Raw genomic sequence first — 11,428 nt, 5'->3', positions numbered from 1 at the left:
GTCCTCGAGCTTGTTCATCAGCTCGGCGAGCGGCTTCTGGTCGTCGATCCAGCCGAGGAACTGCCAGATCGCGCGGAAGTCCTCGATGTCGTTGATCAGCGGGGTGCCGGTCAGGGCCATCAGCAGCGGGCGGGCGACCCGGGTCCGCAGGCGCTGCGACAGCTCGAGGACGTGCTGGCTGCGCTGCGACGACTTGTTCTTGATGAAGTGGGCCTCGTCGACGACCATGCCGCGGAAGCCGTGGTCGCCCAGCCAGCCCACGTGCCGGTCGAGCACCTCGTAGTTGACGATGACGATGTCGGCGAAGCCGTCGACGGTCTCGCCGTCGCCGTGGATGACGGTGACGGTGCGGTGCGGGGTCCACAGGCTCACCTCGTGGGCCCAGTTGGCCTTGACGACGTTGGGCACCACGCACAGCAGGGGGTAGGCGTCGGCGGCCTGCGCGGCGATCAGGGCCTGCGCGGTCTTGCCGAGGCCGGGCTCGTCGGCCAGGAGGAAGGTCCGGTGTCCCTGGGCGGCCGAGGCGACCAGCTGCTTCTGGTGGGGCATCAGGGCGACACCCGGGGTGCGGGCCGCGTCGGGAGCCGGGAGGGTCATGCAGGCGGAGGCGCCGCCGCCGACGTACTCGAAGGACTTGAAGAGCGGCTCGAGGAGCTCCCAGTTGGCCAGCCGACGCGCCTGCGGGCGGCTGAGCTCTGCGGCCGAGAAGTCCGGCACGAGGAACGGGTTGGCCAGCTGGCGGGCGACGACGGACTGGGGCACGACGCGGCGCGGGGAGGAGCTCGCAGCCGTGTCCGGCTTGGGCGGCTCGACCTCCGCGGGGGCGTCGATGCCGGCCTGCTTGAGCATCTGCCGACGCAGCGCACGAGCGCCCTCGGAGATCTCGGCGTCCTCGGCGAGCAGCTGCAGCAGCGAGGTGTCGCGGGCCGCGGTCTTGGCCAGGATCGTGGCGATGCCGTCGAGACGCTTGAGCTGCTCGCCCCGGCGTCCCTCGGCGACCTCGGTGTCGGCGTTGATCCGCGAGCGCTCCTCCCGCACCAGCAGCGCGACCACCTGGAAGGTCGCCCGGCCGTGAGGCATCACCTTGCCGCGCTCGGCGGCCTGCTCGACCTCGCGCACGGCGCGGGCGAGCACCGGGATGATGCCCTCGTTGTCCAGGCGCTTGACCTTGGTGTTGCCACCTCGGCGCTGCGCGGTCTGGCGTCGGCCTCGCTGAGCCACTCACGTCCTCCTCGGATGCCCGACGCGCCTACGTCGGACAACGTCGCCGCACACGTTCTTCCCCGGTACGACGCTGTCTCCCCCGGGGCCGGTGCGACGGTGACAGAACGTCTGAGCCGCACCCGAATGCCGGGGCTGGTCCACCCGGATCKGGCTCGACCGGGGGGCTAAGTGGTTCCCATGTTACCTCCGTCCCGCGCGAAAGTGTGCACCGGTGGGTCCCGGCCCGGCTCGGTAAAAGTTCGGCCCGAGCGGTCCAGTCAGGCGCGTGCTGCACTGGCGCGCCGCGGGGCCGCCACCGATCCTTGCCAGATGCTGGTCCACCACCTCAACTGCGGCACCCTGCGCCCGCGCCTCGCGCCGGAGCTGGTCTGCCACGTCCTGCTCGTCGAGACGCCCACCGGGCTGGTGCTGGTCGACTCGGGGTTCGGCCTCGAGGACATCCGCGACCCGGCGGGCCGCCTGGGACCGGCCCGGCGCCTGACGCGTCCGGTGCTCGACCCCGCCGAGACCGCGCTGCGTCAGGTGGAGGCGCTGGGGTTCTCCGGGCGCGACGTGACCGCCGTCGTGCTCACCCACTTCGACGCCGACCACGTCGGCGGGCTCGCCGACTTCCCCGGCGCGGCGGTRCACCTCACCTCCAACGAGCTCGCCGCCACCCTGTCGCCGCAGACCCGCCTCGAGCGCAACCGCTACCGGACGGCCCAGCGCGCGCACGCCCCCACGCTCATCGAGCACTCGCCCGCCTCGGGTGACGAGTGGTGGGGCTTCACCGCGGTGGAGCTCGACGGTCTCGCCCCCGGCATCGTGCTCATCGCCCTGCCGGGGCACACCCGCGGGCACGCGGCGGTCGCCGTCGACGCCGGGGACCACTGGGTGCTCCACGCCGGGGACGCCTTCTACCACCACGGCCAGGTCGACGGGTCCGGCGCCGCACCGGTCGCACTGCGGCGCATGGAGCGAGCCGTGGCCCACGACCGGGCCCTGGTGCACGCCAACCACGAGCGGCTGGCGGAGCTGTACGACGGACGCGAGCCGGGGGTGCTGCTCGTCAACTCGCACGACCCGCTGCTGCTCGAGCAGGCACAGCGGACCGGCGGCGGGCGGCACGCGCGGCGTACCTAGCCCGGGCCACCCACATGTAACGCTCCGTCGATGCGGCTCCCACAGCCACCGATGGGGTGTGAAGTCCGCGTGACGGAGCGTTACATGGGCGAGGGGGGCGCTCAGCCCTCGGGCGCCACCCGCACCAGCAGCTTGCCCACGTTGCGCCCGACGAGCAGGCCTCGGAACGCCTCCGGCGCGGCCTCGAGACCGTCGACGACGTCCTCGCGGTAGCGCACCGACCCGTCGGCGACCCACCCGGTCATCTCCCGCAGGAAGTCCTCGTGGTGCTCGGCCACGAACTCGTCCTGGATGAAGCCGCGGACCGTGAGGCTCAGCGCCAGCACCCTGCCCATGAAGGCGGGCAGCTGGTCGGGACCCTCGGGGGCACTGGTGGCGTTGTAGCCGGCCACCAGGCCGCACACCGGGATCCGCGCGAAGCGGTTGAGGCGGCGCGTCACGGCCGCCGCGACGGCGCCGCCGACGTTCTCGAAGTAGACGTCGATGCCGTCAGGGGTCGCGGCGGCCAGGTCGTCGGCGAAGGTCGGCGAGCGGTGGTCGACCGCAGCGTCGAAGCCGTAGTCCTCGACGAGGATGCGGCACTTCTCGGCACCACCGGCGATGCCCACCGCTCGCGCGCCCTTGACCTTGGCGATCTGGCCGACGGCCGAGCCGACCGGGCCGGCGGCCGCGGCGGTGACCACCGTCTCGCCCGGCTGCGGACGGCCCAGCACGAGCAGCCCGGCGTACGCCGTGAAGCCGGGCATGCCGAGCACCCCCAGCGCGGTGCTGACCGGCGCGGCGTCGGGGTCGATGCGGCGGGTGTGCCGGGCGTCGACCACGGCGTGGGTCTGCCAGCCGGCGAAGGCCAGCACGACGTCGCCCACCGCGCGGGACTCGGCGCGCGACCCGACGACCTCGCACACCGTGCCGCCGAGCATCACGTCGCCGACCTCGAGCGGCGCGGCGTACGACTTGGCGGCACTCATCCGGCCCCGCATGTAGGGGTCGAGGGAGAGGTAGAGGGTGCGGAGCAGCACCTGGCCCTCGGCGAGCTCGGGCAGCTCCTCGGTGGTGACCTCGAAGTCACTGTCGGCCGGCTCGCCGACGGGTCGGGCGGCCATGCGGATCTGGGTCGATGTGGTCATGGACCCATTCAAGCCCCGGGGTGGGCGTGCCACGATCGGGGGGTCCGGTCGCCGACACCAGGAGGAACCATGGCCCCCAAGATCGCCACCAACACCCGCGTGGAGCGCGACGAGATGCTCGACTTCGTCCGGCCGCGGCACCGGATGGTCCTCATCACCCGACGCGGCGACGGCAGTCCCCAGGCCTCCCCGGTCACCGGCGGCGTCGACGACTCCGGGCGCCTGGTGATCTCGAGCTATCCGCAGCGTGCCAAGACCCGCAACGCCCGCAGCCGCCCCGAGGTGAGCGTCGTCGTGGTCTCCGACGAGTGGGACGACCCGTGGGTGCAGGTGGACGGCACCGCCGAGGTGATCGACGCGGTCGACGACGTCGAGCCGTTCGTGGAGTACTTCCGCAACATCGCCGGCGAGCACTCCGACTGGGACGAGTACCGCCGGGCCATGCGGGACCAGGGCAAGTCGCTGATCCGGATCACCCCGGACCACTGGGGCCCGGTCGCCACCGGAGGCTTCCCGCCGGAGTCGACGCGGGACTGACGGCCGCCCGGCGCCTCAGGTGACGGGCATCCCCTGGATGGCCGTGATGGCGATCGTGTAGACGATGTCCTCGACGAGCGCACCGCGCGACAGGTCGTTGACCGGCTTGGCCAGGCCCTGCAGCATCGGCCCGATCGAGATCACGTCGGCGCTGCGCTGCACGGCCTTGTACGTCGTGTTGCCGGTGTTGAGGTCCGGGAAGACGAAGACGTTGGCCCGCCCCGCCACCGGACTGTCCGGGGCCTTGCTGCGCGCCACCGAGGCGATGGCGGCGGCGTCGTACTGCAACGGGCCGTCGACGARCAGGCCGGGCTCGCGCTCGCGGACCAGGCGGGTCGCCTCCGTCACCTTGGCGACGTCCACGCCCGTCCCGGACGTGCCGGTGCTGAAGCTGATCATCGCGACGCGGGGCTCGATGCCGAACCGCCGGGCCGAGGCCGCGCTCTGCACGGCGATGTCGGCGAGCTGCTGGGCGTCCGGGTCCGGGTTGACCGCGCAGTCGCCGTAGATGACCACCTCGTCGGGCAGGCACATGAAGAACACCGACGAGACGAGACGGGCGCCGGGGGCTGGGCCGAGCAGCTGGAGGGCGGGGCGCAGCGTCGCCGCGGTGGTGTGCACGGCACCGGCGACCATGCCGTCCACCTCGTCGAGCCGCAGCATCATCGTGCCGAGCGTGATCGTGTCGTCGAGCTGGTTGCGGGCGATGTCGGGGGTCATCCCCTTGTGACGGCGGGCCTCGACGAGCGCGTCGACGTACCGCTCGCTCACGGCCGCGGGATCGACGACCTCGATGCCGGGAGGCACGGTGAGGCCCTGGGCCTCGGCCTGGGCAGCCACCTCGTCCGGCGTGCCCAGGAGCACGCACCGGGCGATGCCCATGTGATGTGCGGTCACCGCGGCCCGGATCGTGCGGGGCTCGGTGCCCTCGGGCAGCACGATCCTGCGGTCGGCCTCGCGAGCCTGGGTGGCGAGCCGGCGCCGGAAGGCCGGGGGGCTCAGGCGCGGGACGTGGTCCGGGGTGGGCAGCGTGGCCAGCCAGCCGGGGTCGAGCGCGTCGGCCACCGCCGCCATCACCAGCCCGGCCCGCTCGCCGTCGTCGACCGGCACCTCGGGGTCCATGTCGTGCACGGTGGTGGCGGTCTCGTAGCTGTTGCGCTCGGTCAGCAGCACGGGCAGCCCGGTGGCCGCCGCGCCGCGGCACAGCTCCCACACCCGGGGGTCCGGCTCCACGCCCAGGGTGAGCAGCAGCCCGGCGAAGCGGGTGCCGTTCATCGCGGCCAGGCAGGCGGACAGGATGATCTCGTCGCGGTCCCCCGGCACGATGAGCAGCAGCCCCTCGCGCAGCAGCGGCAGGATGCCGGGCACGGCCTGGGCGCCGACGATGACGTCCTTGACCCGGCGGTCCTGCTCCCCGGCGTTGAGCGCCCGGACGCCGAGGCCGCGGACCGCGTCGGAGACCCGCGGCCACCCCAGCTCGGGCCGGAAGGGCACCGCCCCGACCAGGGCGAGGTCGCGTCGGCCGAGGACCGTCCGGGTCTCGGCGGTCCGCTCCGGCGTCAGGTCCCGGATGCGGTTGACCACCGCGCCGACCACGCGTCGGCGCTCGCCGCCCTGGTAGGTGCGCGCGGTGATCTCCATCGTCTCGGCGAGGTGCTCGAGGTCCTCGCTGCTCTCCGGGGCCCCCACGAGCAGGACGTCGGCGTCCAGGGCCTTGGCCAGCGCGACGTTGGTGCGTCCGGCGTAGACCAGTCCGGAGCCGGGGACGAGGCCCTCGACGACCACGACGTCGTGCTCGGCCACGAGCGGCTCCGCGGCCGCGACCACGTCCTCCAGCAGCGAGTCCAGCTCGTTGCGCGACAGCGCCTGCTCCACGCGGGTGGCCGAGATCGGCTCCGGGGGGCGCAGCGTCGACGTGAGCCGGACCAGGGCGGTGGAGCGGTCCTCGTCGGCGCCGCGGGCGCGGGGCTGGGCCAGCGGCTTGTAGAAGCCGACCGACACCCCCTGCCGCTCCAGGGCGTGCACCAGCCCGAGGCAGGTGGCCGTCAGCCCGACCCCGTGGCTGGTGGGCGCCACGAGCAGCGTGCGGGTCATCGAGCCACCTCCCGGGCCAGCCCGGCGGTGTCGCGCGCGATGAGCAGCTCCTCGTCGGTGGGTACGACGATCGCGACCCTGTCCCCGTCGCGGCTGACCCGCCCGCCGGTCCCCCGGCCGTGGGCAGCGTTGGCGGCGGGGTCCTCGTGGAGCCCCAGCACGCCGAGGTGGGACAGGATGCGGCGGCGCACCTCCTCGGAGTGCTCGCCGATGCCGCCGGTGAAGACGACCGCGTCGAGCCCGTCGAGCGCGACGGCGAGCGCGCCGACCGACTTCGCCGCTCGGTAGGCGAAGACGTCGAGGGCCAGCGCTGCGGCGTCGGAGCCCTGCGCCGCTGCCTCGCACACGGTGCGCATGTCGTTGCTCAGCCCCGACAGCGCCAGCAGCCCGCTCCGCGTGTTGAGCGCGTCGACCACCCCCTCCACGTCGAGGTCGAGGCGCCGGGCGACGTAGCCGAGCAGCCCCGGGTCGACGTCACCGCTCCGGGTCCCCATGACCAGTCCCTCCAGGGGCGTCAGCCCCATGGTCGTGTCGACCGACTCCCCGCCGCGGACGGCGGCCCCGCTGCACCCGTTGCCGAGGTGGAGGACCACGAGCCGGAGATCCTCGAGGGGACGGTCGAGCACCCCGGCCGCCCGGGCGCTGACGAAGCGGTGGCTGGTGCCGTGGAAGCCGTAGCGCCGCACGTCGTGGTCGTCGTACCACTCCTGCGGGACGGCGTAGCGGTAGGCGACCGGCGGCATCGTCTGGTGGAACGCGGTGTCGAAGACCGCGACCTGCGCGAGACCGGGCAGCGCCTCGCGGGCGGTCTCGATGCCGAGCAGGTTGGCGGGCATGTGGAGCGGCGCGAGGTCGACCAGCGGGTGGAGGTCGGCGAGCACCTCGTCGTCGACCACCACGGAGGCGCTGAAGCGGCTGCCGCCGTGCACGACCCGGTGTCCCACCCCCACCAGCCCGGCACGCTCCTCGTCGGTGAGCGAGGCCACCAGGTGGGTCAGGGCTCCTCGCGAGGAGGGGTCCTCCGGGACGCTGGAATGCCCGACGTCGCCGCGGCGGAGGTGCACCGTCGCATCGCTGCTCCCCACCCGCTCGGCCAGCCCGGTCAACCGGCGGGCACCCGTGGCCGGGTCCACGAGCGCCAGCTTGACCGACGAGCTGCCGCAGTTGAGGACCAGCACCTGCTCCGCGCTCATGCTGGTCAACGTACCGCCCGTCAGCGCGGGCGGGTCAGCCTCACGACCTCCGGAGGCAGCCCCCACTCGTCGCGGCCGAGCCGGGAGACCGGCTCCAGGTGCGCCATCGACGGATGGCCCTCGACGAGCGCCTCGCTGCGCACCGTGGTGGCCACGACGTGTCCGAGCACCAGGGTGGAGTCCCCCAGCTCGACGGTCGAGTGCAGCGTGCACTCGAGGGAGGCCGGCGACGCCACGACCCGGCGCGGGGCGACGAGCAGGCTGGGCTCGGTCTCGATGCCCAGGGCCTCGGCCTCGTCCACGCCGGGCTCGAAGCCTGCCGAGGAGTCGTTGACCAGGTCCATCAGCGGGCGCGAGGCCACGTTGACCACGAACTCCCCCGTCGCCCGCACGTTGGCCAGCGTGTCCTTGTCACCCACGGAGGTGAACTGCACGATCGGCGGGTTGGCGCACGACACCGTGTAGAAGGAGTGCGGGGCGAGGTTGCCGACGCCGTCGGCGGCGACGGTCGACACCCAGGCGATGGGTCGCGGCACGACGAGCGCGGTGAGCAGCCGGTAGACGTTCACGTCCGGGTCGTCGGAGAGGAACACGGTGCGGCGGGAGTCCATGTCCCCAGTGTCCCGGCACGCCGGGCAGGCCGTCCGGTGGGGCGGGCGGCCCGTCCGGGGGTGACCTTGGGCCCTGACGGTGATCGGCGCGACGGGCGCACGGTGGGGAGGGAGGCGCCTGCCCCGCCCACCCGTCCCGGAGGCCGCTCATGAGCCCGCCCACCTATCCCGTCCGCGTCGACGCCCGGCTCGACGACCACCTCAGCCGGTGGCTGTGGTTGGTGAAGTGGCTGCTCGCGATCCCGCACTTCCTGGTCCTGGCGCTGCTGTGGGTCGCGTTCGCGGTGCTGTCGGTGGTCGCCTTCTTCGCCATCCTCGTCACCGGGCGCTACCCCCGCTCGATCTTCGACTTCAACGTCGGGGTGCTGCGCTGGACCTGGCGGGTGTCCTACTACACGTACGGCGGGCTGGGCACCGACCGCTACCCGCCCTTCACCCTCGAGGAGCGTCCCGACTACCCCGCGCACCTGGAGGTGGTCCGTCCCGAGCGCCTGTCGCGCGGACTGGTGCTGGTCAAGTGGTGGCTGCTCGCCATCCCCCACTACCTCGTGCTCGCCCTCTTCCTCGGCGGCGGCGCGTACGCCGCCTCCGAGGACGATCTGTCCCAGGGCTGGAACGGCGGACTGATCGGGCTGCTCGTCCTCGTCGCCGGGGTGCTGCTCCTCTTCACCGGGCGCTACCCGCGCAGCATCTTCGACCTGGTCCTGGGACTGAACCGCTGGGTGCTGCGCGTCGCCGCGTACGCCGCCCTGATGACCGACGCCTACCCGCCGTTCCGCCTCGACATGGGCGGCGACGACCCCGGCACCGGGGTGCTCACCCTCGACCCGCCGACGGCCCGCGCCCCGCAGCCGTTCGGCGAACCGCCGCCGCCGGCCCAGGGCCCGCCGCCGGCACCGAGTCCGTACGTCGCGCCCCCGCCGGCGCAGCGCTGGGGCGCCGGCCGGATCCTCGGGGTGGTGCTCGGGTCGCTGATGGCACTGGGCGCGCTCGGCCTGCTGGCCGGCGGTGCCGCGCTCACGATCGGCGACACCGTGCTGCGTGACGACAACGGCTACCTGATGAGCGACTCGTCGACCTTCGCCTCCCCCGGGCTGGCGGTCACCTCGCGCGCCATCCACCTGGACGACGGCTCGGTGGACCTGGACCTCGCGAGCCGCTGGTTGGGCACGGTCCGCGTCGTGGCGAGCTCGGAGGTCCCGGCCGACGTGTTCGTGGGCATCGCGCCGACCGCCGCCACGGACGCGTGGCTGAGCGGCGTGGCCCACTCGACCGTCATCGATCCCTCGGGCGATCGTCGTGGCCCCGACACGGCGTACGTGGACGGCAGCACCCCGCTCCTGCCTCCCGGCGACCAGACCTTCTGGGTCGCCTCGGAGACGGGCCCGGGGTCCCAGGTGCTGACGTGGGAGCCGCAGGACGGTGACTGGACGGTGGTCGTGATGAGCGCCGACGGCACTGCTCCGGTCCGGGCACGGGTCGCCGTCGGTGCCGAGGTGCCCGTCCTCGGCGACGTCGCCACCGGGCTCCTCATCACCGGAGCGCTGCTGCTGCCGCTGTCCGCGCTGGTCCTGTGGCTCGCCGTGCACCGCCGGAGGCCGGCGCCGCGCTAGGTTGTCGCCATGGCGCAGAAGAAGACGTGGGCCGACCTGAGTCCGACCCAGCAGCGGATCATCATCGTCTCCGGCKTCGTCGAGGTCGTCCTGACGGCCTACTGCCTGCGTGACCTCGGCCGCCGTCCTGCCGACCAGGTCCGCGGCCCCAAGGCACTGTGGGCGCCCGCCATGTCGGTGCAGCCGTTCGGGCCCCTGGCCTACCTCGCGCTGGGACGCCGCCAGGCCTGATCGGGCGTACGCCGGCTCACCGCCAGCCGAGCCCCGGCGCCACGTCGGTGAGCAACGACTCCAGCAGGTGCGCGTTGTAGTCCACGCCGAGCTGGTTGGGGACGGTCAGCAGCACCGTGTCGGCCGCGGCGATCGCCTCGTCCTGCGCCAGCTCCTCGACCAGGACGTCCGGCTCGGCGGCGTACGAGCGGCCGAAGACGGCCCGCAGGTTGGCCTCGATGTTGCCGATCTGGTCGGCGCTCCTGCCCTCGTGGCCGAAGTAGGCCCGGTCGAGGTCCGTGGTGATCGGCATGATCGACCGGCTCACCGACACCCGCGGTTCGTGGTCGTGCCCCGCCTCGGCCCAGGCCTCCCGGAAGGCGTCGATCTGCCGGCGCTGCTGGACGTGGAACGGCTCGCCGGTCTCGTCGGCCTTGAGGGTCGAGCTCATCAGGTGCATGCCCTGCTGGGCCGCCCAGCGCGCGGTGGCGTCCGACGCGGCTCCCCACCAGATCCGGTCGCGGAGCCCGGGCGAGTGCGGCTCGGGTCGGAGCAGGCCGGGCGGGTTGGGGAACATCGGGCGCGGGCTGGGCTCGGCGAACCCCTTGCCCTCGAGCACCTCGAGGAAGACCGCGGTGTGCCGGCGTGCCATGTCGGCCTGGTCCTCGCCGGCCGCCGGCGCGTAGCCGAAGTAGCGCCAGCCGTCGACGACCTGCTCCGGTGATCCCCGGCTGATGCCGAGCTGGAGCCGGCCGCCCGAGATGAGGTCGGCCGAGCCGGCGTCCTCGGCCATGTAGAGCGGGTTCTCGTAGCGCATGTCGATGACGCCGGTGCCGATCTCGATCCTGCTGGTCCGGGCCCCGACGGCGGCCAGCAGCGGGAACGGCGAGGCGAGCTGGCGGGCGAAGTGGTGCACGCGGTAGTAGGCGCCGTCGACGCCGAGCTCCTCCGCGGCGACCGCGAGCTCGATCGACTGCAGGAGGGTGTCGGAGGCGCTGCGCACCTGCGAGTGGGGCGAGTCGGTCCAGTGACCGAAGTTGAGGAACCCGATCTTCTTCATGACTGGTCCAACCATCGACCGGCGCGGGCATTCCCCGGGCGGCGCACGACCCACTCGGCCACGGCGAGGTTGATGACCCACGCCGCCCCCTTGGCCAGGTCGCCCCGCACCTGGCCGGTCCCGAGCAGCGCGGCGCCGACGCCCTCGGTGAAGGCCTGCGTCCCGGCCGCCAGGCCGATGGCGTAGGCGCGGATCATCCACGCCCGGTGCGCGGGGACGTCCCGGCGGCGGATCGCGGCAACGCCCAGCACCAGGGAGGCACCCATCACGGAGGCGAAGGTCAGCCGCAGCCAGAAGAGCAGGTGGCCCGTACCGGGCTTCGGGGCGYAGCCCACGGTCAGCCAGAGCGCGGAGCCGGCGACGAGCAGGCCCGCGACGGCGAGGACGCGTCCGGCGCGGCGGTGCCAGCTGCCGCGGCGCAGTCGCGGCACGAACTGCAGGGCACCCACGACGGCGTACGTCGCGGCGCCGACGATGTGCAGGACCAGGGCCAGCGGGAACCCGCCGAACCGGTCGTCCGCCGGCATCACGTCGGGCCCACCCGCGAGCTGCACGAGTCGGAGGGTCCCGGCGGCGACCGGGATCGCGCTCAGCGCGACGAGGGCGGCGGGCACCGGCCAGCCCGACCGGCCTGCCC

Annotated in this window: 11 protein-coding genes; 4 read left to right on the top strand and 7 right to left on the bottom strand. The window is 73.6% G+C overall.

What is annotated here, in order from left to right:
• A partial coding sequence (locus ACXJKL_RS05360; RefSeq protein ID WP_457206026.1) for an SNF2-related protein occupies positions 1-1,221 on the bottom strand: 1,221 nt, incomplete at its 3' end.
• A 312-nt stretch (positions 1,222-1,533) separates the two neighbouring features.
• Here ACXJKL_RS05360 and ACXJKL_RS05355 point away from each other — a divergent pair.
• Positions 1,534-2,346 (top strand): MBL fold metallo-hydrolase, encoded by an 813-nt coding sequence (locus ACXJKL_RS05355; RefSeq protein ID WP_457206025.1) that lies wholly within the window; start codon positions 1,534-1,536, stop codon positions 2,344-2,346.
• Between the two features lie 101 nt (positions 2,347-2,447).
• Here the strand turns inward: ACXJKL_RS05355 and ACXJKL_RS05350 are convergent, their stop codons facing one another.
• Positions 2,448-3,473, bottom strand: a complete 1,026-nt coding sequence (locus tag ACXJKL_RS05350) for an NADP-dependent oxidoreductase (RefSeq protein ID WP_457206024.1) — start codon at positions 3,471-3,473, stop codon at positions 2,448-2,450.
• A gap of 69 nt (positions 3,474-3,542) precedes the next feature.
• On the opposite strand from ACXJKL_RS05350, the gene ACXJKL_RS05345 reads away from it, so the two are divergent.
• Complete coding sequence (locus ACXJKL_RS05345; protein WP_457206023.1) at positions 3,543-4,010, top strand: PPOX class F420-dependent oxidoreductase; 468 nt, start codon at positions 3,543-3,545, stop codon at positions 4,008-4,010.
• Positions 4,011-4,025: 15 nt separating this feature from the next.
• Here the strand turns inward: ACXJKL_RS05345 and pta are convergent, their stop codons facing one another.
• Genes pta through ACXJKL_RS05330 form a run of 3 tightly spaced genes read right to left on the bottom strand, consistent with a single transcriptional unit; the run spans position 4,026 to position 7,908 of the window.
• A complete protein-coding gene (gene pta / locus ACXJKL_RS05340) occupies positions 4,026-6,104 on the bottom strand; it encodes a phosphate acetyltransferase (protein WP_457206022.1) in 2,079 nt (692 codons plus the stop codon).
• Entirely contained in the window at positions 6,101-7,297 is a 1,197-nt protein-coding gene (locus ACXJKL_RS05335; RefSeq protein ID WP_457206021.1) for an acetate/propionate family kinase, read from the bottom strand. The genes pta and ACXJKL_RS05335 overlap by 4 nt, the downstream gene beginning before the upstream one ends.
• 20 nt (positions 7,298-7,317) lie before the next feature.
• Positions 7,318-7,908: a flavin reductase family protein gene (locus tag ACXJKL_RS05330; RefSeq protein ID WP_457206020.1), complete on the bottom strand. Its 591-nt coding sequence runs from the start codon at positions 7,906-7,908 to the stop codon at positions 7,318-7,320.
• 149 nt (positions 7,909-8,057) lie between these two features.
• Between ACXJKL_RS05330 and ACXJKL_RS05325 the strand changes: the two genes are divergently transcribed.
• Positions 8,058-9,521, top strand: a complete 1,464-nt coding sequence (locus ACXJKL_RS05325) for a DUF4389 domain-containing protein (RefSeq protein ID WP_457206019.1) — start codon at positions 8,058-8,060, stop codon at positions 9,519-9,521.
• A gap of 9 nt (positions 9,522-9,530) precedes the next feature.
• On the top strand, positions 9,531-9,752 hold the full coding sequence (locus ACXJKL_RS05320) for a PLD nuclease N-terminal domain-containing protein (RefSeq protein WP_457206018.1): 222 nt from the start codon (positions 9,531-9,533) through the stop codon (positions 9,750-9,752).
• Positions 9,753-9,768: 16 nt separating this feature from the next.
• Here ACXJKL_RS05320 and ACXJKL_RS05315 read toward each other — a convergent pair whose 3' ends face one another.
• Both ACXJKL_RS05315 and ACXJKL_RS05310 read right to left on the bottom strand, forming a co-directional pair.
• Positions 9,769-10,791, bottom strand: coding sequence for an LLM class flavin-dependent oxidoreductase (locus tag ACXJKL_RS05315; protein ID WP_457206017.1), 1,023 nt, complete (start codon positions 10,789-10,791; stop codon positions 9,769-9,771).
• A partial coding sequence (locus ACXJKL_RS05310) for a DUF2306 domain-containing protein (protein WP_457206016.1) occupies positions 10,788-11,428 on the bottom strand: 641 nt, incomplete at its 5' end. The genes ACXJKL_RS05310 and ACXJKL_RS05315, both read right to left, overlap by 4 nt.

It is taken from the genome of Nocardioides sp. P5_C9_2, from assembly GCF_054049555.1.
The sequence above is the reverse complement of the archived record's forward strand: the minus strand, read 5'-3'. Positions and strand labels throughout refer to the sequence as shown.